21 protein-coding genes are annotated in these 22,539 nt (G+C 61.3%); 2 read left to right on the top strand and 19 right to left on the bottom strand.

Annotated features, from left to right (window positions below; translation table 11 throughout):
* Positions 1 to 12 precede the first annotated feature (12 nt).
* From hflX to dusB, 7 genes are all read right to left on the bottom strand, one after another.
* The gene (gene hflX, locus EQW76_RS01470; protein ID WP_142823581.1) at positions 13 to 1,413 is read right to left on the bottom strand and encodes a GTPase HflX; all 1,401 of its coding nucleotides are present in this window, start codon (positions 1,411 to 1,413) and stop codon (positions 13 to 15) included.
* A 16-nt stretch (positions 1,414 to 1,429) separates the two neighbouring features.
* Positions 1,430 to 1,672 (bottom strand): RNA chaperone Hfq, encoded by a 243-nt coding sequence (gene hfq / locus EQW76_RS01465; protein ID WP_003539403.1) that lies wholly within the window; start codon positions 1,670 to 1,672, stop codon positions 1,430 to 1,432.
* Positions 1,673 to 1,949: 277 nt separating this feature from the next.
* Entirely contained in the window at positions 1,950 to 3,314 is a 1,365-nt protein-coding gene (locus EQW76_RS01460) for a sigma-54 dependent transcriptional regulator (RefSeq protein WP_111215576.1), read from the bottom strand.
* Positions 3,304 to 5,577 carry a PAS domain-containing sensor histidine kinase gene (locus EQW76_RS01455; RefSeq protein WP_142822584.1) on the bottom strand — a complete coding sequence of 758 codons (2,274 nt, stop codon included), beginning with the start codon at positions 5,575 to 5,577 and terminating at the stop codon, positions 3,304 to 3,306. The genes EQW76_RS01460 and EQW76_RS01455 overlap by 11 nt, the downstream gene beginning before the upstream one ends.
* 273 nt (positions 5,578 to 5,850) lie before the next feature.
* Entirely contained in the window at positions 5,851 to 7,302 is a 1,452-nt protein-coding gene (gene ntrC, locus EQW76_RS01450; protein ID WP_142822582.1) for a nitrogen regulation protein NR(I), read from the bottom strand.
* Positions 7,299 to 8,447, bottom strand: coding sequence for a nitrogen regulation protein NR(II) (locus EQW76_RS01445; protein ID WP_142822581.1), 1,149 nt, complete (start codon positions 8,445 to 8,447; stop codon positions 7,299 to 7,301). Before EQW76_RS01445 ends, ntrC begins: the two co-directional genes overlap by 4 nt.
* Positions 8,444 to 9,439, bottom strand: coding sequence for a tRNA dihydrouridine synthase DusB (gene dusB / locus EQW76_RS01440; RefSeq protein WP_142822579.1), 996 nt, complete (start codon positions 9,437 to 9,439; stop codon positions 8,444 to 8,446). Before dusB ends, EQW76_RS01445 begins: the two co-directional genes overlap by 4 nt.
* A 174-nt stretch (positions 9,440 to 9,613) precedes the next feature.
* Between dusB and EQW76_RS01435 the strand changes: the two genes are divergently transcribed.
* Both EQW76_RS01435 and EQW76_RS01430 read left to right on the top strand, forming a co-directional pair.
* The gene (locus tag EQW76_RS01435; RefSeq protein ID WP_142822577.1) at positions 9,614 to 10,822 is read left to right on the top strand and encodes a bifunctional 2-C-methyl-D-erythritol 4-phosphate cytidylyltransferase/2-C-methyl-D-erythritol 2,4-cyclodiphosphate synthase; all 1,209 of its coding nucleotides are present in this window, start codon (positions 9,614 to 9,616) and stop codon (positions 10,820 to 10,822) included.
* The gene (locus EQW76_RS01430; RefSeq protein WP_142822575.1) at positions 10,819 to 11,319 is read left to right on the top strand and encodes a CinA family protein; all 501 of its coding nucleotides are present in this window, start codon (positions 10,819 to 10,821) and stop codon (positions 11,317 to 11,319) included. Before EQW76_RS01435 ends, EQW76_RS01430 begins: the two co-directional genes overlap by 4 nt.
* Here the strand turns inward: EQW76_RS01430 and EQW76_RS01425 are convergent.
* The 12 genes from EQW76_RS01425 to eno all read right to left on the bottom strand — a co-directional run bounded on the left by EQW76_RS01425 (position 11,310) and on the right by eno (position 22,502).
* Entirely contained in the window at positions 11,310 to 11,756 is a 447-nt protein-coding gene (locus EQW76_RS01425) for a type II toxin-antitoxin system RatA family toxin (RefSeq protein ID WP_142822573.1), read from the bottom strand. The two genes, EQW76_RS01430 and EQW76_RS01425, sit on opposite strands and share 10 nt — an antisense overlap.
* A gap of 9 nt (positions 11,757 to 11,765) precedes the next feature.
* Positions 11,766 to 12,359 (bottom strand): AAA family ATPase, encoded by a 594-nt coding sequence (locus EQW76_RS01420; RefSeq protein WP_142822572.1) that lies wholly within the window; start codon positions 12,357 to 12,359, stop codon positions 11,766 to 11,768.
* Between the two features lie 166 nt (positions 12,360 to 12,525).
* A complete protein-coding gene (lipA, locus tag EQW76_RS01415) occupies positions 12,526 to 13,497 on the bottom strand; it encodes a lipoyl synthase (protein ID WP_142822570.1) in 972 nt (323 codons plus the stop codon).
* Between the two features lie 31 nt (positions 13,498 to 13,528).
* Entirely contained in the window at positions 13,529 to 13,777 is a 249-nt protein-coding gene (locus EQW76_RS01410) for a GlsB/YeaQ/YmgE family stress response membrane protein (protein WP_111215561.1), read from the bottom strand.
* A 13-nt stretch (positions 13,778 to 13,790) separates the two neighbouring features.
* The gene (locus EQW76_RS01405; protein WP_142822569.1) at positions 13,791 to 14,045 is read right to left on the bottom strand and encodes a GlsB/YeaQ/YmgE family stress response membrane protein; all 255 of its coding nucleotides are present in this window, start codon (positions 14,043 to 14,045) and stop codon (positions 13,791 to 13,793) included.
* 52 nt (positions 14,046 to 14,097) lie between these two features.
* Positions 14,098 to 15,546, bottom strand: coding sequence for a dihydrolipoyl dehydrogenase (gene lpdA, locus EQW76_RS01400; protein WP_142822567.1), 1,449 nt, complete (start codon positions 15,544 to 15,546; stop codon positions 14,098 to 14,100).
* A gap of 69 nt (positions 15,547 to 15,615) precedes the next feature.
* The gene (locus tag EQW76_RS01395; RefSeq protein ID WP_142822565.1) at positions 15,616 to 16,254 is read right to left on the bottom strand and encodes an SGNH/GDSL hydrolase family protein; all 639 of its coding nucleotides are present in this window, start codon (positions 16,252 to 16,254) and stop codon (positions 15,616 to 15,618) included.
* Between the two features lie 505 nt (positions 16,255 to 16,759).
* Positions 16,760 to 18,118, bottom strand: coding sequence for a pyruvate dehydrogenase complex dihydrolipoamide acetyltransferase (locus tag EQW76_RS01385; protein ID WP_142822563.1), 1,359 nt, complete (start codon positions 18,116 to 18,118; stop codon positions 16,760 to 16,762).
* Positions 18,119 to 18,133: 15 nt separating this feature from the next.
* Positions 18,134 to 19,567, bottom strand: a complete 1,434-nt coding sequence (locus EQW76_RS01380) for a pyruvate dehydrogenase complex E1 component subunit beta (protein ID WP_142822562.1) — start codon at positions 19,565 to 19,567, stop codon at positions 18,134 to 18,136.
* 15 nt (positions 19,568 to 19,582) lie between these two features.
* Entirely contained in the window at positions 19,583 to 20,623 is a 1,041-nt protein-coding gene (pdhA, locus tag EQW76_RS01375; RefSeq protein ID WP_142822560.1) for a pyruvate dehydrogenase (acetyl-transferring) E1 component subunit alpha, read from the bottom strand.
* Positions 20,624 to 20,780: 157 nt separating this feature from the next.
* On the bottom strand, positions 20,781 to 21,092 hold the full coding sequence (locus EQW76_RS01370) for a septum formation initiator family protein (protein WP_111215546.1): 312 nt from the start codon (positions 21,090 to 21,092) through the stop codon (positions 20,781 to 20,783).
* Between the two features lie 135 nt (positions 21,093 to 21,227).
* Positions 21,228 to 22,502, bottom strand: coding sequence for a phosphopyruvate hydratase (eno, locus tag EQW76_RS01365; protein ID WP_142822558.1), 1,275 nt, complete (start codon positions 22,500 to 22,502; stop codon positions 21,228 to 21,230).
* Positions 22,503 to 22,539 lie beyond the last annotated feature (37 nt).

The following is a 22,539-nucleotide window of genomic DNA, read 5'->3' as shown; positions in this document are numbered from 1 at the left end:
GTCCCGAATAGTTCACCAGTCGGCGTTTTGCGCCTTCTGACCGTTGCCCATGCGCCGTTCCAGCTCGGCGGTTTCGGCTTCCGAAAGGCGGACGTCGAGAGACACCGTACCGTCCTCATGATCCTCGCGGCCGTCGACGATGCCGTGGCTGTAGAGCCAGGGCAAAAGGGCCAGCTTGTCGAGCGGCAGCGTGATCGTTGCCTCGACCAGCACGCCCGAGAGCCGGCCGCTGATCTCGTCCATCAGCGTCTCGACGCCCTCGCCGGTGATCGCCGACACGGCGATGACGTTTTTCGCCGTCGAGGCCTTCTGCATCATCGCGTCATGGGCTTCGGGCTCGAGCCGGTCGATCTTGTTCCAGACCTCGATGATGCGCTTTTCGCCCTCGGCCTCGTCGATACCGAGGTCGGCCAGGATGCGCATTACGTCGACGCTCTGGGCAGCATTGTCCTCATCCGCCATGTCGCGCACGTGCAGGATCAGGTCTGCCTCGAGCACCTCTTCCAGCGTGGCGCGGAAGGCTGCCACGAGATGGGTGGGCAGGTCTGAGATGAAGCCGACGGTGTCGGACATGATGACGGTGCGGCCCTGCGGCAGCTTCATGCGGCGCAGCGTCGGGTCGAGCGTCGCAAACAGCATGTCCTCGGCCAGCACGCCGGCGCCGGTGATGCGGTTGAACAGCGTCGACTTGCCGGCATTGGTATAGCCGACCAGAGCCACGATCGGATGCGGCACCTTCCGACGCTTGGCACGATGCAGCTGGCGCGTCCGCACCACCTGCTCGAGTTCTTTCTCGAGCTTGATGATCCGGTCCTGCAGCTGACGACGGTCGGCCTCGATCTGGGTTTCGCCGGGGCCGCCCATGAAGCCCGCGCCGCCGCGCTGGCGTTCAAGGTGGGTCCAGCTGCGGACCAGGCGGCCCTTCTGGTAATTGAGATGGGCAAGATCGACCTGCAGCGTACCTTCCTTGGTGGAGGCGCGGCGGCCGAAGATTTCCAGGATCAGGCCCGTCCGGTCGATGACCTTGGCGCCCCATTCCTTCTCGAGATTGCGCTGCTGCACGGGCGTCAGCGGATGGTCGACGATGACCAGGCCCGCATTGAACTCGTCGAGTAGCGCGCCGATCTCCTCGATCTTGCCGCTGCCGAGCAACGTCCCGGGACGGGGTTCGTTGACGGGGACAATGGCGCCATACATGACTTCGAGGTCGATGGCATGGGCCAGACCCCTGCCTTCCTCCAGCCGGCTTTCCGGCGTGCGTGTCGTGGTAACGGTGCCGTCGGGTTTGGAAGCCCTGCCGCGCGCCTGTTTCAGAACAGGAACGATGACGACGGCCCGCATGTCATCCCTGTGCTTTTCAGCTTCCGGGATGATGCTGTCATTTTTGGTATCGCGTGTTGTGATGTCAGAAATCCTATCGGGGATGCAGTCAGGAAGCGGCTTCTTCGCTTTCGAACATTTGCATGGGCTGGCCTGGCATGATCGTAGAGATAGCGTGCTTGTAGACAAGCTGAGAATGGCCGTCACGACGCAACAGGACGCAGAAATTGTCGAAGGACGTAACAACGCCCGTGAGTTTTACACCGTTAATCAAAAAAATCGTCAGTGAAATCTTTTGTTTGCGAACCGTATTGAGAAATAAGTCCTGCAAATTCTGAGAACGTTCCGCCATGGCGCCGCTTCTTTCTTTCTTGCCGACCATTTCAGCCGGTGCAATATCATCATAGACTATGGGATGCGGCAGGAGATACCCTCGCCTCTCCTCCAGCAAATCTTGGTATCAAATCGCAGTCTTTTCCGCAATGTCGAAAAGGCTATGCCGGAATTTCGGCAAATGTCACCTCCCTAACCGCTGGCAATTGCTTATATATCCCGCCGGAGACCGATAAAATCACATCCTTCCCTCGAAGCATGTGGCCCAGCCGGCTATCGTCCGCCGGCCCGGCGACTCACACGCCCAGCGACTTCAGCTTGCGATGCAGCGCCGATCGCTCCATGCCGACGAACTCGGCAGTCCGCGAGATGTTGCCGCCGAAACGGTTGATCTGGGCGATCAGGTAATCGCGTTCGAACATTTCGCGGGCCTCGCGCAGAGGCAACGTCATGATGTGATAGTCGTTCTGCGCCGACACCTTCGGCAGCATATCGCCCAGATCGGTCGGCAGCATCTCGGCGGTGATCGGTGTGTCCGGTCCGTCGGTGCGGGCGAGAATCATCAGCCGCTCGATATTGTTGCGCAGTTGGCGAATATTGCCTGGCCAGTCATGAGCCTGCAGCACCGCCATGGCGTCGTCGCCGATGCGGCGCTGGCGGATACCGGCCTGCTCGGAGATCTGCCGCATCAGCTGGTCTACCAGGAACGGAATGTCCTCGCGACGCTCGGCAAGCGCCGGGACGCGGACAGGCACCACGGCCAGCCGGTGATAGAGATCCTCGCGGAAGAGGTTTTCAGCGATCCTGCTTTCGAGATTGTAAGCCGTCGACGAGATGATACGGACGTCGACCTTGACGCGCTTGGAGCCGCCGACGCGCTCGAACTGCTGGTCCACCAGCACCCGCAGGATCTTGTTCTGCGTCTCGCGCGGCATTTCGCCGACTTCGTCCAGATAGAGCATCCCGCGATGGGCTTCCTCGAGGGCGCCGATCTTGCGTGCCTGCCCCGGAGATCCCTCTGTGCCGAACAGCGCCACTTCCATGCGGTCCGGCGTGATATTGGCCGCGTTGAGGGCGACGAACGGGCCGTTGGCGCGGGTCGACTTCTTGTGCACCATGCGCGCCACCAGCTCCTTGCCGGAGCCGGACGGGCCGAAGATCATGACGCGGCTGTTGGTCGGCGCCACCTTGTCGATGGTCTGGCGCAACTGCGACACCGCGACCGAAGTACCGATCAGCTCGATCGTGTCGCCTGTGCGCCGCTTCAGGTCGACCACTTCCTTCTTGAGCTTGGAGTTTTCGAGCGCCCGCTCGGCGATCAGGATAAGACGGTCGGCCTTGAAGGGCTTCTCGATAAAATCGAAGGCACCGCGCTTGATGGCGGAAACGGCTGTCTCGACGTTGCCATGACCCGAAATCATCACCACCGGCAAATCCGGGTGACGTATCTTGATCTCGTCCAGCAGCGCCAGCCCGTCGAGCTTGCTGCCCTGCATCCAGATATCGAGAAATATCAGGCGCGGCACGCGCTCGGCGATGGTCGCGAGCGCACTGTCGCTGTCATGCGCCGTGCGGGTCTCGTGGCCCTCGTCGGAGAGAATACCGGAGACAATCTCGCGAATGTCTTCCTCGTCGTCCACCACCAGAATATCAGATGCCATAAGCTGCTTCCTTGTCGTTTGCCTCGGGAGCGATGGTCGCCAGTTCGCGGCGTGGCAGATGCACGCGGATCATGGCTCCCCTTCCCTGGTCGAATTCGGCGGGAGCATCGTGCAGTTCGAGCTGCCCGCCATGGTCTTCTATAATCTTCTTGACGATTGCCAGGCCGAGGCCCGTGCCCTTTTCCCGCATCGTCATATAGGGCTCAAGGATGCTGTGGCGGTTTTCCACCGGCAGGCCGCGACCGTTATCGATGACATCGACGGTGAAGCGGTCGCGCTCCCGATCAAGCGACGCCCGGACGAGGATGGTCGGCTCGCCCCGTTCCTCCCCGGCACCAACCGCATCGATCGCCTCGACGGCATTCTTGATGATATTGCCGAACGCCTGTCCGAGCATGCGGGTATCGAACATGCCGACGAGCGGTTCGCTGCCGAGTTCGCGTTTGAACTTGACATGGTTGTTACCCATCTCCCGCAGGAAGGCAGCATCGCGGATGATGCTGCGCAGGTCCGTGGGCTCCATGGTAGGCTTTGGCATGCGGGCGAAGGAGGAGAATTCGTCGACCATACGTCCGATGTCGCCGACCTGGCGAATGATCGTATCTGTGCACTGGTCGAACACTGCGCGGTCGTTCTCGTCGATCTGCTTGCCGTAGCGCCTGCGGATACGCTCGGCGGAAAGCTGGATCGGCGTCAGCGGGTTCTTGATCTCGTGGGCAATGCGGCGAGCGACATCCGCCCAAGCCGTCGATCGCTGGGCGATGACGAGGTCGGTGATGTCATCGAGCGTGATGACATAGGACTCCTTCATGTCGCGCGTTTCTTCGCGCGTCACCTGGACGCTTAACGTGCGGACGGTTCCACCGCGCACCAGGCTGATCTGCTTGCGGAAGTCATTGCGATGGCGAGCGGTCGCTTCCGTCACGACCTGATCGACCTCGGGGGCAATCTCGGCAAGGCTCTTGCCCAGCAGTTCGTTGCTCGAAAGCGTCAGCAGCACTTCTGCGGAAAGGTTGACGATAGTGATGCGGCGATCGTGCTCGACGCCGATGACGGCTGCGGTAACGCCCGACAATACGGCCTCGATAAAGCGGCGACGGTCGTCGACCTCGTCCTTGGCCTCAAGGATCTCGTCACGCTGGGTGCGGATCTCGGAAATCATCTTGTTGAACGTCCGCGACAGGCTGCCGACGTCGCCATCGGCCGCACGCACCGGCACCAGCACATTCATGTTGCCGGAGGCGACGTTGTCGGCCGCACTGATCAACAGCCGGATCGGCCGGACGATCCGGTCGGCGACAGCGATGGCGGTCCAGATTGCCGCCAGCAGGACGATCAGGGCAAAGCCGATATAGAGAACTGCAAAGGCGATCTGGAGGGACATGCGCCCCTCTTCCATACCCTTGTACTCGGCGGTGTTTTCCTCGACCATGCGCATGGCATTCATCACGCGCGGATCGACGGCCCGAACGGTGTACAGGAAAGCGCCGGGAATTTCGTCGAGCTTGATGATGGCACCGACGAGGTTGGTCACGCCCGGGGGAATGAGTGTCGGCTGTCCGCCGGCCGAGGCTTCCAGCGCATCCTTGGGAATGGCCGGCAGCGGCCGCTCCGTCTTGATGTCAGCCTGGACGATGGCCGAACCGTCGCCGCGAACCAGGAAGGCGCCCAGGAGACCGCGCCCTTTGGCCTGACGGGTCATCAGGTCCGCAAAGCCCGTCCTGTCCAGGCTGTAGAGCGTGTGGTTGCGCTCGAGGTCGTTGCCCATCGACGCGGTCTGCCCCTGCAGGTAGCTCGCATTTTCCATGAGATAAGCCTGCGCAACGTTCTGCGACGAGCGGATGATCTGCTGGGTTCGTAACGCGAACCAACGATCAAGGCCGACATTCAGCGTCAAGCTGGCAAATATCGCCACGAGGATGGCTGGCGTTATGGCGACGATGGAGAACAGCACGACGATGCGGATATGCAGGCGGGCTGCGGCACGACCACGGCTACGCGCCTTGAAAAGCCGGAAGACTTCGCGACCGATCAGGATGATCAGCGCCGCGACGAACAGCGAATTGACGATAACGGAGGCGACGACGACATGGGAGGTGGGCGGAACGGGTGTCAGGCCGAGCAATATGAAAAGCGTCACGCCGGCGCAGAGCAAGGCTCCGCCTGCCAGTATCAGGCCGGGCAAGGCAAAGCTCGCACGGCGGTCGGTGACCTTGACGATCGCCTGGCCGCTGACAGACGGCGCTACAGCGTCCTCGTTCATACATTCGTCTCCCTGCACCGGCGCTCGGAAGCGCTTGGCCCACTGGATAAACCGGGTTTGCAGGACACAGCATTCGGCAATCTGCGACCAGGAGGGTAACCTACCCGTCACAACGTCGAGTTGGCCAGGAGTCGGCACACTGTGAGTGCATCAACCTTCAGACAGCTTCGATACATTGCGATTGTCGCAAGACCGCCTCGGAAATTCCTCCACCGGCTGCGTGACCTTTAAGCAACGCATTGTGGCGAAAATGCAACGGTTGCGAGGCGGTTGTCAAGCCGTGCGCGAACTGCGGTACACGGAGACGCCCAGTTCCCGGATCTTCTTGCGCAAAGTATTGCGGTTGAGACCGAGGAGATCGGCCGCCTTGATCTGGTTACCCCGTGTGGCCGTCAGCGCGGCCAGAATCAGCGGATATTCGAGCTCCGTGAGAACGCGATCGTAAAGGCCGGGCGGTGGCAGGTTATCGCCGAAGCTGGTGAAATAGGCGCGCATGTTTTCTTCCACCGCCTGGGCGATGGTCATCGTTCCCGTGCGTACCGGGCCCTTGTCGATCGGGCTGTCGGCGACATCGGCGCGGAGTTCCGAATCGATGATCTCGCGGGTGATGACTTCCTGCGGATAGAGCGCCATCAGGCGTCGGATGAGGTTTTCCAGCTCGCGGACGTTGCCGGGCCACGGATAGGCTTTCATCAGCTCAAGCGCTTCGGTGTCGAATCGCTTGGTACCGAGACCTTCTTTTTCGGCCTGCTGGATGAAATGGCGGACCAGATCAGGAATGTCCTCGGCGCGGTCGCGCAGCGGCGGCAGGCGCAGCGGCACGACGTTGAGGCGGTAATACAGGTCTTCGCGGAAAACGCCCTGGTTGATCGCCTGCTTCAGATCCTTGTTGGTAGCCGCGACAATGCGGACATCGGTGCGGATCGGCGTGCGACCACCGACTGTGGTGTACTCCCCCTGCTGCAGAACGCGCAGCAATCGGGTCTGGGCATCCATCGGCATGTCGCCGATTTCATCCAGGAACAGCGTGCCGCCCTCGGCCTGCTCGAAACGACCTGTCGAGCGATTCTGGGCGCCGGTGAAGGCTCCCTTTTCATGGCCGAACAGTTCCGATTCGATCAGGTCTCGCGGAATGGCTGCCATGTTGATGGCGACGAAGGGACCGTTTCGGCGCTTACCGTAGTCGTGTAGCGCCCGGGCGACGAGCTCTTTGCCGGTGCCCGATTCGCCGGTGATCATCAGCGTCAGGTCGGTCTGCATCAGGCGGGCGAGCACCCGGTAGATTTCCTGCATCGCCGCCGAACGGCCGACGAGTGGCATTCCGTCCTGCATGTCGTCCTCGATCTTCATCGGGCGACGCTTCGGCTCGGCGAGCGCGCGGCCGATGATGGCGATCAGTTCGGTAAGGTCGAACGGCTTCGGCAGGTAGTCGTAGGCCCCCTTCTCCGACGCCTTGATCGCCGTCATGAACGTATTCTGCGCGCTCATCACCAGCACAGGCAGTTCAGGCCTTGCCTTCTTGATGCGCGGCAGCAGGTCGAAGGCGTTCTCGTCGGGCATCACCACGTCGGTGACCACAAGATCGCCCTCGCCGGCGGAAATCCAGCGCCAGAGCGTGGCGGCATTGGACGTGATGCGCACATCGTACCCTGCCCGGCTGAGGGCCTGGTTGAGAACTGTGCGAATGGCCGCATCGTCGTCAGCGACAAGTATCGTAGCAGTCATCTGGAAGATCCTGTGGTGTTCGCGGGAAGGGAGTCTTCGGGAGTGGTACCCTTGGAAGCCGGCATCAAAACGCGGAAGGTGGTCTTGTGGTTCTGGCTGTCGCATTCGACAATGCCGCCGTGATCGCCAATGATCTTGGCGACCAGCGCAAGGCCGAGGCCGGTGCCGTTGGTCTTGGTGGTGATGAACGGATCGAACAGGTGCGGCAGCAAATCGGCCGGCACGCCCGGTCCATTGTCGATGACGCAGAACTCCAGCGGCAGCGAAATCTTTTCGCGCGAGCCGGCAACCGAAAGCCGAATGCCCGGTCGATAGGCGGTGGTCAGCACGATCTCGCCATCGGGGCGGTCGGCAACGGCCTCAGCGGCGTTCTTGATGAGGTTGAGAAAGACCTGCACAAGCTGGTCCCGGTTGGCGTAGACGGCTGGCAACGACGGATCGTAGTTCTCGGTGATCTTGATGTTGCGCCCGAAGCCCGCCTTGGCGACGGCCTTCACCCGGTCGAGCACGGAGTGGATATTGACCGGCGTCCGGTCGACCGGTCGCTCGTCGGAGAACACTTCCATGCGGTCGACGAGCGATACGATCCGGTCGGTCTCGTCGCAGATCAGACGGGTCAGGGCGCGGTCATCGTCTGCAGCCGACTGTTCGAGCAACTGGGCGGCGCCGCGAATGCCCGAAAGCGGGTTCTTGATTTCATGGGCGAGCATCGAGGCGAGACCGGTAACGGAACGGGCTGCGGCTCTGTGCGTCAGTTGACGGTCGATCTTGTCGGCCATCGAGCGTTCCTGGAAGACAATCACGACGCAGCCGGGCTCGCTCACCACCGGCGCCACGTAGATGTCGACAAGCTTGTCCTGGCCGAGGCGCGGCGAACTCAGGTCGACGCGGTATTCGCTGACCGGCGCGCGGCGTTCGCGCACCTGGTCTATCAGTCCGATCAAAGGGCTGCCAAAAGGAATGAAGGTCGAGATATTGTAGCGCGCCAGATGCGAGGCACTGGCGCCGAAGAATGCCTCGGCCTCCCAGTTGGCAAAAACCATCAGGCCGGCCTCGTCGACCATGACGACGGGGTTCTGGATGGCGTTGAGCACCGCCATGGCAACGGTGTGGCCGGCGGGCTCGTGTTTTGACCCGGAAGTCATGCTGCCTCCTGCGTCATTTGGGAGCCGCCCGATTGACCGGACAGCGCCTCGTGTAAAAGCGATGCCACCTGCCCTGCATCGGTCGATGTCATGATGACCGATTTGTCGAAGGCCGGCGCATGGCGATCGAGATACCAACCCAGGTGCTTGCGCGCATGACGCAAGCCGACCTGAGCACCATGGAATTCGAGCATGGCGTGATAATGGTCGACAGCAATGTCGGCGATCTCGGTTGCCGAAGGGGCTGCATGGCCGGCAAGGAAACCGGCGTGCCAGGGTCGCCCCTGGCATCCGCGTCCCACCATGACGGCATCGGCGCCCGAGCGACGGAGGATCTCGGCAACGTCCCCGGATGTCTCGACATCGCCGTTTGCAACCAGGGGAATGGAGACAGCGTCGCGCACTGCGCGGATCGCATCCCAATCGGCGCGCCCCTGATAGAACTGCATGCGCGTTCTACCGTGGATCGTGACGAGCTTGATGCCGGCCTGCTCGGCGCGCCTTGCGATATCGGGGGCATTGATGGACTTCTCGTCCCATCCAAGGCGCATCTTCAGCGTTACCGGCACGTCGACGGCGTTGACCGTTGCCTCGATCAGCGACAGTGCATGATCGGGCTCGCGCATCAGGGCCGAACCGGCATAGCCGCCAATGACCTTCTTGGCCGGGCAACCCATGTTGATATCGATGATATCTGCGCCGTTTCCGGCGGCAATCTTCGCAGCTTCCGCCAGCCAGTAGGCATCGCGACCGGCAAGTTGCACCATATGGGGCTTTAGACCTGCATGCTTGAGGCGCGACCAGGATTCTGCCGTGTCCTGAACGAGCTCGCGGCTCGCCACCATTTCAGTGACGACAAGGCCCGCACCGAAGCACATTGCCAGTTGGCGAAAGGGCAGATCCGTCACCCCGGACATCGGCGCAAGCACCACCCGGTTTCTAATCTGGACAGGCCCGATGGACAAAGGGGATGCAATGTCGATGGCTGACAATCGGTTATCTTTCGGGCACGCGAGGAATTTGCACTATTTTTAGCCACAATTACGATGCTTGCCAAGCGCTTTCGGAGGTGCTCGATATTTTTTGGGCAAATGCTGGAAAAGCCCGGGGGGAGACGATAGACCCGCTTTCAGAACTTGACTGACAATCCGGGGTTTAGGACGCAAATGCACGCAAAGCAACCGATCAAGATCGGAATTATCGTCGTTGCGGCCGGGCGGGGCGAGCGGGCAGGTTCACCGGAAGACGGGCCGAAGCAGTATCGTCCGATCGGCGGCAAGGCGATTATCGCCCATACGCTTGAAGGCTTTATGACGTGGCGCCAGCCTTTGCAAATAGTCGTGGTTATTCATCGTGATGACGAAGCGCTGCTGGCGAAGGCGCTTGGGGGAATCAGCGAAGCAGCATCGGTCTCCACCGTATTTGGCGGCGAGACACGCCAGCAATCCGTGCTGGCCGGCCTGAGGTCGCTGGAGGCTGCCGACGTCACTCATGTGCTGATCCACGATGCGGTCCGCCCGTTTTTTAACCATACCCTCCTCGACGAGATCATGACCGCGCTCGACAACGGCGCCTCGGCCGTGCTGCCTGCGATACAGGTCGCCGATACGCTGAAGCGGCTCGGCTCTGTCGGTCTCGTGGTTGAAACCGTTGCCCGCGCCGGGCTCTACGCTGCCCAGACGCCGCAGGCCTTCGAGCTTACCGCTATTCTTGCCGCCCATGAAAAGGCCGCGCTCGACGGTCGGTCGGATTTCACGGATGATGCATCGATTGCCGAATGGGCAGGTCTGCCGGTCCAACTGGTGGCCGGTAGCCCGGACAACATCAAACTGACGATCGCAAGGGATATCAGCATGGCAGATGAGAGAATGTCGGCAAACCTTCCCGACGTGCGGACCGGCAACGGCTACGACGTACATCAACTGGAGCCCGGCGACGGTGTCACTCTCTGCGGCATATTCCTGCCCCATGACCAGCGGCTGAAAGGCCATTCAGACGCCGACGTGGCGCTGCATGCCCTGACCGATGCGCTGCTTGCCACCTGCGGTGCAGGCGATATCGGCGATCACTTCCCGCCAAGCGACCCGCAGTGGCGAGGAGCCGCATCGCGGATCTTCATCGAGCATGCTGCCCGGATCGTTCGCGATGCTGGCGGGACGATCATGAATGCCGATGTGACGCTGATCGCCGAAGCGCCAAAGATCGGCCCGCACCGGCTCGAAATGCGCCAGAAGCTCTCGGAATGCCTCGGAATCAGTCTCGACCGCTGCTCGGTCAAGGCGACCACGAACGAGGAAATCGGCTTTATCGGCCGCCGCGAGGGCATTGCGGCGATTGCGACGGCGACAGTGGTCTACAGGAGCAACAAGCCATGAGCACCTTTACCGATCCGGTCGCAACACTCGCGGCCCGGCTTGTCACGCTTTGCAAGTCGCGCGGCTTCATGGTGGCCACTGCGGAATCCTGTACGGGCGGCCTGATTGCCGGCTCGCTCACGGATGTCGCCGGGTCGTCGGCAGTGGTAGACCGTGGCTTCGTCACCTATACCAACACGGCGAAGATGGAGATGCTCGGGGTGCAGGAAGCGACGCTTGTGGCCTATGGCGCTGTGTCTGCAGAGACCGCGCTGCAGATGGTTCAGGGCGCCCTGTTCCGCTCGCATGCAGCGCTTGCCGTTGCCGTCACCGGCATTGCCGGTCCGGGCGGCGGCTCCGCCGAAAAACCGGTCGGGCTCGTGCACCTCGCCGCTCGTGCCCGCAGCGGCGCGATCGTTCATCGTGAGATGCGCTATGGCGATCTCGGTCGGGATTCCGTGCGGCTGGCAACCGTGGCGACCGCGCTGGAGATGCTGCTGGATCTCGCTCAGGCGTAGATCTTGCCGGCCCGGGTCTCGAAGGCTTCCGTGAACATGCGGAACGCCCTGTCGAACATCGAGCCCATCAGCGCGCCGAGAATACGGCTCTTGAATTCGTAGTCGATGAAGAAGTCGATGGTGCAGCCCCCGTTTCCGTCGGGCTGGAAGCGCCAGCGGTTGTCGAGATATTTGAAGGGGCCGTCGATGTACTGGACGTCGATGGCGTGCTCCGCCCGGTTGAGCAGCACCTGTGTGGTGAAGGTCTCGCGGATGGCCTTGTAGCCCACCGTCATGTCGGCAACCAGCAAGGTCTTGCCGTCGCGCTCCTTGCGGCTGCGCACCACGAGGCCGTTGCAGAGCGGCAGAAATTCCGGATAGCGCTCGACATCGGCGACGAGGTCGAACATCTGATCGGGCGTATGGGGAACAGGACGGTGGGTTTCGAACTTTGGCATGAGCGGCAATTAAGCGGGCGGACCCAGAAGATCAAGAAGCCTGCGCATCTGGCGGCGCGATTTTAGTTGGAAAACGGGAACATTGGGTCCGTTCTGCACCAGCGAAGCGACCACCAGGGGCGCAAAGCGATTGTCGAACGTCCAGACATAGCGCAGGAACTCCCAATCGAGCTTCTCGGGACAACCAGGCGCCATCTCGGGCCGCGTTCGGCCGATCCATCGGAACCAGCGCGTCGTTATTCCCCAGATGCAGAGAAGACGCGGCATGCGCACCCAGATGACGATGTCGGTGCGAGGGAGGCGGATGTCAAAACTGGTGGGACCGGTACCGTCGAAGGCCCATCTGTCCTCCTGCACCTTTTCGGCCATCAGCCGCCGCTGTTCCTGCTTGTCGCGCTGAGCCCAGCCGGGGAGCCAGAGAATATCACGATCGATCGAGACATAGGTGAGGCCGAAGCGTGCGGCCAGATATTGCGACAAGGTCGATTTACCGCCGCCGGAGCAACCGATCACCATGATGCGACTGGCTTTTGCGATGCGACCGGCCACGTCTGTGATATCAGTCAGGTAGTTCGGGGCCTCGGGCTTCGTTAATGCAGTCATCGCCTGCCTCCGCGTTGATCGCCCTGCCCTCATCGAACCTCAGAGACCAAGGCTGCTATTCGCGGACGACGCCCTAAACCGCTTCGATGACCGGCGGATGACAGCGGGAGATCACCATTCCAACCTCAGTTGGTCGGACAGAACAGGCTCACTCCAGTAGTGCCGCCTACTCCGCCGCCATCAGCACCTTTCGCTCGCGCGCCGCACGAAGCCGCGCGAAATCGTCTCCGGCGTGGTGGGAGGATCGTGTCAGGGGGCTGGACGCCACCATCAGGAAGCCCTTGGTGTAGGCAACCGTCTCGTAGGACTTGAACTCGTCCGGCGTGACGAAGCTCATCACGGCATGGTGCTTGCGGGTCGGCTGCAGATACTGGCCGATGGTCAGGAAGTCGACATCGGCGGTGCGCAGGTCGTCCATCAGCTGCAGCACTTCGTTGCGCTCTTCGCCGAGGCCGACCATGATGCCGGACTTGGTGAACATTGTCGGGTCGAGTTCCTTCACGCGCTGTAGCAGGCGGATGGAGTGGAAATAGCGTGCACCGGGGCGGACCGTCAGGTAGTTGCCGGGCACCGTTTCCATGTTGTGGTTGAAGACGTCGGGCTTGGCAGCGACGACCCGCTCCAGCGCACCGGGCTTCTTCAGGAAGTCAGGCGTCAGGATCTCGATGGTGGTCAGCGGAGACGAGGCCCGGATCGCCCAGATCACCTTCTCGAAATGCTCGGCGCCGCCATCGGCGAGGTCGTCACGGTCGACTGACGTAATGACCACGTGGCTGAGGCCCATTTCCTTGACGGCCTTGGCGACGTTTTCAGGCTCCGCCATGTCGAGGGCATTGGGCTTGCCGGTCGAGACGTTGCAGAAGGCACAGGCGCGGGTGCAGATCTCGCCCATGATCATGAAGGTCGCGTGCTTCTTCTCCCAGCACTCGCCAATGTTGGGGCAGCCCGCCTCTTCGCAGACGGTGACGAGCTTGTGTTCCTTGACGATGGCGCGCGTTTCCGCGTAGCCCTTCGAGGTCGGGGCCTTGACGCGGATCCAGTCCGGCTTGCGCAGCACTTCGGTATCGGGCTTGTGGGCCTTTTCCGGGTGGCGGATGCGCAGGGCGAATGGATTGATGGTGTCGAGAATCGTGACCATAACGTTCTTTCTGCCGCCTAGAGCGACAAACCTATCGCTGGACGAGCCGGGCGAGAAATATCAGAATGCAGGCACCGAGGAAACCGGTGATGAAAAAGCCCATGCGTGTGTCTGCCACGGCGATGTGGAACTGGGTCAGGATGGCGTTTGCCACCACCGATCCGACGATGCCGAGCACGATATTCAAGAGGATGCCATAACGCGCTTCCATCAGCTTGCCGGCCAGCCAGCCAGCAAGTCCGCCGATGATGATAGCGCCAATCCAACCTACGCCCATGATTTGCCCTTTAGCCTCAGGCTATCGCTCGCGCCAGCAACACCACAATGATGGCGCCAACGGTCGCATGAATGATCTGCACGACCAGCAGATTTTGGATGCCGAGCGAGATGCCCAGCGCGTGAAACAGAAAGCCACCGACGAACGCACCGATGACGCCGCTCAGCAGGCAGCTGAGCAAACCGCCGCCGCCGACTACTAGGCTGGCGAGGAAGCCCGCCACGAGGCCGATCAGCAGGAATACGACCCAAGGCTGCGATAGAATTGACATGATAATCTCCTTTGCATTGGTCCGCTCCAATAGAGGGCGGCTTAGCGGTCTATCAAGCGTTCAGCGCGCGGCCGTAGGCGTCCAGCGATGCTTCCTTCATCGTCTCCGATACCGTCGGATGCGGGAAGATGGTGTGCATGAGCTCTTCTTCCGTCGTCTCCAGGTTCATCGCGATGACGAAGCCCTGGATAAGTTCGGTGACCTCGGCGCCGACCATGTGCGCGCCAAGCAATTCGCCCGTCTTGTTGTCGAAGATGACCTTGCAAAGCCCCTGGTCTTCGCCGAGCGCAATGGCCTTGCCGTTGGCAGCGAAAGGAAAGCGGCCGACGCGGATGTCGCGGCCGAGTTCCTTGGCCTTGGCTTCTGTAAGGCCGACCGATGCCACCTGCGGATTGCAGTAGGTGCAGCCGGGAACCTTGCTCTTGTCGGTGGCGTGGACATTCGGCAGTCCGGCGATCTTCTCGACGCAGACGACGCCTTCATGCTCGGCCTTATGGGCAAGCATCGGAGGACCCGCGACATCGCCGATCGCATAGATGCCGGGGACGTTGGTCTTGCCGTAGCCGTCGATGACAACGCAGCCGCGATCGGTCTTCACGCCGAGCGCTTCGAGACCGAGATTGTCGATATTGCCAACGACGCCGACGGCCGAAATCATCCGGTCGGCGGTGATCTGCTGGCTCTTGCCATCCTTGGTCTCGATGGTGGCGGTGATGCTGTCGGCTGATTTTTCGACTTTGGTGACCTTGGCGTCGAGGATGAACTTGAGGCCGCGCTTCTCGAGTTGCTTCTTGGCGATGGCGGAAATCTCGACATCTTCGACAGGCATGATCGAAGACATGACCTCGACGACGGTGACGTCGACGCCCATGGAACGATAGAAGCTGGCGAACTCGATGCCGATGGCGCCGGAGCCCATGACGAGCAGCGTCTTCGGCAGAGCCTGGGGCTTCATAGCCTCGAAATAGGTCCAGATGAGCTTGCCGTCCGGCTCGATGCCCGGCAACGCACGCGGACGAGCGCCGGTGGCGACGATGATGTGCTTGGCGTTGTAGGTGCCGTCTTCGCTCTTGATGTTCTTCGGCAGCGGGTTCTGCGGCTGAACGGCAGGCTTCTTCGACTTGGTGACGACGATCTCGCCGAGCTTGGTGATTTTCGCTTCACCCCAGATGACGTCGATCTTGTTCTTCTTCATCAGAAAGGCAACGCCGCCGGTCAGCCGCGCGGAAACGGCGCGCGAACGGGCGACGACTGCGGTCACGTCCGGCTTGACGGTGCCTTCGAGCACCAGGCCGTAATCTTTGAAATGGTTGGCGTGGTCCATCACCTCGGCCGAGCGAAGCAGCGCTTTGGTCGGGATACAGCCCCAGTTCAGGCAGATTCCACCGAGATGCTCGCGCTCGACGATCGCCGTCTTGAGGCCCAGTTGGGCTGCGCGGATCGCCGCCACGTAACCGCCGGGGCCGGAGCCGATGATAATGACGTCGTAGTTCTCTGCCATTTTAATTCCTGTCTTGTCGTTTCTTGTCGTTGCTGGCCGCACGAAAACCAGGGCCAGCCGAGAGATCAATCAAAGTCCAAGCATCATCCGCACGATCGGCTCGAGGCCGCGGCCAAGTGCCTTTGTATTTTCAACATCGAGGTGAACACCGTCGAGCGGTGTCGTGACGGCAACCGAGGCACCGTCGAAGAAGCCACAGCCCGTCTCGTCCGCCAGGTCGCGATAGAGCGTCGCCAGCTTCGGCGATTCTTCCACGCCGCCGGCAAACATCGCGGCAAATGGCGCATTGGCCGTTTCGCAGATGATCGGCGGCGCAACGATCAGGATTTCCGGGGCATCGTAGTCGAACGCCCAGTCGTGGTGGCGGATCAGCCCAACGAGCCGCCCCATCCCCTGGCAGGCGGCAAAGGCCGAACCGGCCAGCACCGGCTTCATGTCGTTGGTGCCGAGCAGGATGACGACGAGATCGACCGGCGCATGCGTCTCGAGGATGGTCGGCAGGATCCGCGCTCCATTGCGATCGCCATCGGCGAGATGGTCGTCGAAGGCCGTGGTGCGGCCATTCAGACCTTCCGCAATGACGCGAACCTTGCCGCCGAGTGCTTCCTGCAGCACGCTCGGCCAGCGGTTTTCGAATTCATGCCGACCGAGCGTGTCGGCATCGTAGCCCCAGGTCAGGGAGTCGCCGTAGCAAAGAACAGTTTTCATGGCAGTGCCTCCGGTTCCCCTACCCCTTGCGGGGAGGGGCTAGGGGTGGGGGTGGCAATCGCCGCTACGATTCGTCTCAGCACCAATGGCATGTCCAACATCACGTCCGTATTTGAGAACCGCATCACGCGAAAGCCTTCGCCTCGTAGATAAGTATCACGTACGGCATCACGCAAGCGCTGATCCCTATCGTCATGAATCTTGCCGTCAACCTCGATAATCAATCGTCGTCCAAGGCATACAAAATCCGCGACGTAGGGCCCGATAGCCATTTGCCTACGGAAATGTGTATCTTTTAATTCAGTCATCTCTCGGCGAAGGGCGGTCCAAAGACGGCGTTCTGCGTCGGTCATGAGCTTGCGCAGCTTGTGAGCATTCCGGGCAGCTGAGGCGCTGGGGGAATTTGGCTTGTCCCGATTCCATGCCATACAATGCCTTCCCTATGGAACCACCCCCACCCGTCCGCTGACGCGGACACCCTCCCCGCGAGGGGGAGGGAAATTCGCTAAACCAGCATGCCCATCGGGTTCTCGATGTAGCCCTTGAAGGCGGCGAGAAGCTGGGCGCCGAGGGCACCGTCAACGCTGCGATGATCGGTCGACAGCGTGACGCTCATCACGGTGGCGATCGCCATTTCGCCCTTCTTGACGATGACGCGCTGCTCGCCTGCGCCCACGGCCAGGATGGTCGAGTGCGGCGGGTTGATGACGGCGGCAAATTCCTTGACGCCCATCATGCCCATGTTCGAGACCGACGTCGTGCCGCCCTGGAACTCTTCCGGCTTCAGCTTGCGTTCCTTGGCCCGCTTGCCGAGGTCCTTCATCTCGTTGGAGATTGCAGACAACGTCTTCAGCTCGGCCTTGCGGATGATCGGCGTGATCAGGCCGCCCGGGATGGAGACGGCGACGCCGACGTCCACGTGCTTGTGCTTGACCATGGCGTTCTCGGTCCACGACACGTTGGCATCCGGGACATCGCGGAGCGCAAGTGCCATCGCCTTGATGATCATGTCGTTGACCGACAGCTTGTAGGCCGGCGCGCTGTCCTTGCGCGGTGCGGCATCGTTGAGCTGCGCGCGCAACGCCATCAGCGCATCGAGATTGCAATCCACCGTGACATAGAAATGCGGGATGGTCTGCTTGGATTCGACCAGACGCTTGGCGATGATCTTGCGCATGTTGTCATGCGGCACAAGCTCGTAGGAGCCGGCTTCGAACAGCTTCATGACGGCTTCGTCCGACGCACCCTTCGGCAGGCTCGCGGCTGGGGCCGATGCAGCTGTTGCAGACGGTGCGGAGGCCGCTTTGGCGCCGCCACCAGCTACCGCAGCTTCGACATCGCTCTTGACGACGCGACCATGCGGGCCGGAGCCGGCCACTGCCGACACATCAATTCCGGCTTCCTTCGCCAGGCGACGGGCAAGCGGCGACGAGAAGGTCCGGGCGCCGCTGGCAGCTGCAGGAGCGGCCTTCGGCGCAGCAGGTGCTGCGGCAGCGACCGCCGGCGCATCCGCCTTGACGGCTTCCTCGGCCTTGGAGGCAGGTGCAGCTTCCGACTTCGGCGCGGACGCTGCAGCCGGGGCTGCGGAACCCGCACCGCTCGCAGCAGCACCGACGTCCTCGCCATCGGCGGCCAGTATGGCGATCAACGCGTTGACCTTGACGCCCTGAGTACCGGCGGCAACGACGAGCTTGGCAACGGTGCCCTCGTCGATTGCCTCGACTTCCATGGTGGCCTTGTCGGTTTCAATCTCGGCCAGCACGTCGCCGGACTTGACCTGATCGCCTTCCTTGACCAGCCACTTGGAGAGCGTACCCTCTTCCATGGTCGGCGACAGGGCAGGCATGGTGATGTTGATAGGCATCGAAAGACCTTCCCCTTATTTGTAGCAGACGGCTTTCACCGCATCGACGACTTCGCCGACGTTCGGAAGGGCCAGCTTTTCGAGATTGGCGGCGTAGGGCATCGGAACGTCCTTGCCGGCGATCGTCAGGATCGGCGCATCGAGGTAGTCGAAAGCCTGCTGCATGACGCGGGTGGCGATTTCGGTACCGACCGAGTTCTGCGGATAGCCTTCCTCGACGGTGACGAGGCGACCGGTCTTCTTCACCGATTCGATAACGGTCGGCAGATCCATCGGACGCAGCGTGCGCAGATCGATCAGTTCGACGTCGATGCCGAGCTGTTCGAGTTCGGCGACAGCCTTGACCGCGTAGGTCATGCCGATGCCGAACGAAACGATCGTCACGTCCTTGCCGGTACGGTGGATACGGGCCTTGCCGATCGGCAGCACGAAGTTGTCCATCTTCGGCACATCGAAATGCTGGCCGTAGAGGATTTCATTCTCGAGGAAGACCACCGGGTTAGGATCGCGGATTGCAGCCTTCAGAAGGCCCTTGGCGTCGGCTGCCGTGTACGGCATGACAACCTTGAGGCCCGGGATCTGGCTGTACCAGGCAGAGTAGTCCTGGCTATGCTGGGCACCGACGCGGGCAGCCGCACCATTCGGGCCACGGAAGACGATCGGCGCACCCATCTGGCCGCCGGACATATAGAGCGTCTTGGCAGCCGAGTTGATGATCTGGTCGATGGCCTGCATGGCGAAGTTGAACGTCATGAACTCGACGATCGGCTTCAGACCTGACATGGCGGCACCGACGCCGATACCGGCAAAGCCGTGCTCGGTGATCGGGGTATCGATAACGCGGCGGGCGCCGAATTCCTGCAGCAACCCTTGCGTCACCTTGTACGCGCCCTGGTACTCGGCCACTTCCTCGCCCATGACAAAGACGTTATCGTCAGCGCGCATTTCTTCGGCCATGGCGTCGCGGAGTGCGTCGCGTACGGTCGTCGAGACCATTTCGGTGCCGGCCGGGATGTCCGGATCGGCAGCGATATGAGCCTTTGGCTGGGCCGGTACCTTGCTGTCGGCGCGGGCCGTCGGCTCATCGGCCGATTGGCGGGCCTTGCCGCCGGCGTCGTTGCTGGTCGCAGCCGGCGTGTCGGCATCGGCCTTGGGGGCCGCAGCCTCTTCGGTGTCCGAACCGGCGCTCATGGCGTCGGTGCTTTCACCTTCGGCCAGCAGGATCGCGATCTTGGCATTGACCTTGACGCCCTGGGTGCCTTCGGCGACCAGGAGCTTGCCGATCGTGCCTTCGTCGACGGCTTCGACTTCCATCGTCGCCTTGTCGGTTTCAATTTCGGCAATGACGTCGCCGGAGGTGACCTTGTCACCTTCCTTCTTCAGCCATTTGGACAGTGTGCCTTCTTCCATCGTCGGAGAGAGGGCGGGCATCAGGATATCGATAGGCATGGGTTCCCTCCCCGATCAGAGCAGAATGTCTGTATAGAGCGCGGATGCATCCGGCTCCGGCTCGGACTGGGCGAAATCGGCACTGTCAGCAACGATATCGCGAACATCCTTGTCGATCGCTTTCAGATCGTCTTCGGATGCCCAGCCCTTTCCGACCAGGCGCAAGCGCACCTGCTCGATCGGATCATGTTCTGAGCGCATCTTCTGCACTTCGTCCTTGGAGCGATACTTCGCCGGGTCGGACATCGAATGGCCGCGATAACGGTAGGTCAGCATTTCGAGAATGATCGGGCCCTTGCCGGACCGGCAATGCTGGAGCGCCTCGTCGGCTGCCGCCTTGACGGCGCGCACATCCATGCCATCGACCTGCATACCGGGAATGCCGAAGCCCGAACCGCGAAGCGAATAGTTGGACTGCGCCGTCGCGCGGGCCGAGGACGTGCCCATGGCGTAGTGGTTGTTCTCGATGATATAGACGATCGGCAGCTTCCAGAGAGCAGCCATATTGAAGCTCTCGTAGACCTGGCCCTGGTTGGCAGCACCGTCACCGAAATAGGCGACAGAGACGCTGTCATTGCCACGGTATTTGTTGGCGAAAGCGAGCCCGGTGCCGAGCGAAACCTGCGCGCCGACGATACCGTGACCGCCGTAGAAATGCTTCTCTTTCGAGAACATGTGCATCGAGCCGCCCTTGCCGTGCGAATAGCCGCTGCTGCGACCAGTCAGTTCGGCCATGACGCCACGCGCTTCCATGCCGCAAGCGAGCATGTGGCCGTGGTCGCGATAGGCCGTGATGACCTGATCGCCTTCCTTCTGGGCCATCTGCATGCCGACGACGACAGCTTCCTGGCCGATGTAGAGGTGACAGAATCCGCCGATGAACCCCATGCCGTACAACTGTCCGGCCTTTTCCTCGAAACGCCGGATGAGCAGCATTTCGCGGTAGGCTTTCAGCTCTTCGTCGCGATCGAAATCGGCGATAGGACCGCCGTTGGTTTCAACACGTGCTGACTTGGACGTTTTCCGGTTGGAAACGGACGCGATTTTCGGCGCCATTCAACCCTCCCCTGTGTGATAAGCATCGATCAATGGTGACGCGTAACATAGGGAAGATTAACAGATGCAGCAATGCCATAAACGCATGGCTAGTATTCGATATAAGTCACTGAAAAATAAATAAAATCTTCGATTAACTGAAATTCAGTTAATCGCGCTATTTGTTGAAGATGACGATTTCGTCGGCCTTGGAATAATCGAGCTGGTAACGGGCCTTTTCATCAAGCATGTCCTTGTCGAGCGATCCGTCGCTGAGCAGGGCAACCTCCTTTTCAAGGTGCTGTCGCTTAGCAACGAGATCGGCCAGATCCTTGGAGCGGGCCAGTCGCTGCTGCTCGAAGACTTCGGTCGCCCGCAGGCCGTAGTCGCCATGGACGCAGTGGTAGCCGAAATAGGATACGAAGGCGACGGTGATGGCTGGAAGAACCAGGTGACCGAGCCGCTTCTTCTTATGATATTTTGTCCACATGCCGTTTGCCCATACGCTGTACCCGTGTGAGCGACACTAGACGGCAGAGATTAACCGTCCGTTGACCGTGTTGCGAGATCGACTAAAAAACCGCGCCCGAAGGCGCGGTTGGTAGAAAAGCGGATGCGTCTGGTATCAGCCGCGCAGGATGGACGTGCCGGCGTAGCGGGCCTGCGGACCGAGCATTTCCTCGATGCGGATCAGCTGGTTGTACTTGGCAAGACGGTCCGAGCGCGACAGCGAGCCGGTTTTGATCTGGCCGCAGTTGGTGGCGACCGCGAGATCGGCAATCGTCGAATCCTCGGTTTCGCCGGAGCGGTGCGACATGACGGCGGTGTAGCCGGCCTTGTGGGCCGTTTCGACGGCGTCGAGCGTTTCGGTCAGCGTGCCGATCTGGTTGACCTTAACGAGGATCGAGTTGGCGACGCCCATCTTGATGCCGTCGCGAAGGCGCGAGGAGTTGGTGACGAAAAGGTCGTCGCCAACCAGCTGGGTGGTCTTGCCGGCAAGCTCGGTCAGCGTCTTCCAGCCTTCCCAATCGTCTTCGGACATGCCGTCTTCGATCGACAGGATCGGATACTTGGCAGCGAGTTCGGCAAGGTATTCAGCCATGGCGCCCGGCTCCAGCGTGCGGCCTTCGCCTTCGAGAACGTACTTGCCGTCCTTGAAGAACTCGGTCGCAGCGCAATCGAGGCCGAGGTAGATGTCTTCGCCGGGACGATAGCCGGCCTTCTCGATCGACTTCATGATGAAGTCCAGGGCTTCCGGCGCGCTCTTCAGGCCCGGTGCGAAACCGCCTTCGTCGCCGACATTGGTGTTATGACCCTGGGCCGACAGCTCCTTCTTCAGCACGTGGAAAACTTCGGAGCCCATGCGGACGGCATCGGAGAAGGTTTCTGCACCGACGGGGAGAATCATGAATTCCTGGAAGTCGATCGGGTTGTCGGCGTGGGCACCGCCGTTGATGATGTTCATCATCGGCACAGGCAGAAGGCTGGCATAAGCGCCGCCGACGTAGCGATAGAGCGGCAAGTCGGCGCTCTGGGCAGCGGCCTTGGCGACGGCGAGCGATACACCGAGGATGGCGTTGGCGCCGAGGCGGGACTTGTTGGCCGTGCCATCCAGCTCAATCATCAGGTTGTCGATCTGGATCTGGTTTTCAGCATCGAGACCGCCGATGGCCTCAAAAATCTCGGTATCGACGGCTTCTACAGCCTTTTCGACGCCCTTGCCGTGGTAACGCGAGCCACCATCGCGCAATTCGACTGCCTCGTGGGCACCTGTCGAGGCGCCCGACGGGACTGCGGCGCGACCCATGCTGCCGTCTTCCAGATATACGTCGACTTCGACAGTCGGGTTGCCGCGGCTGTCGAGAATCTCGCGGGCGATAATGTCGGTGATTGCGGTCATGGCTGGTTCCTGCTCGCTGGTTATAATCGATTGAAAT

Origin of the sequence: Rhizobium sp. rho-13.1, assembly GCF_007000305.1 — a bacterium.
Lineage (GTDB): Bacteria > Pseudomonadota > Alphaproteobacteria > Rhizobiales > Rhizobiaceae > Rhizobium > Rhizobium rhododendri.
The sequence above is the reverse complement of the archived record's forward strand: the minus strand, read 5'-3'. Positions and strand labels throughout refer to the sequence as shown.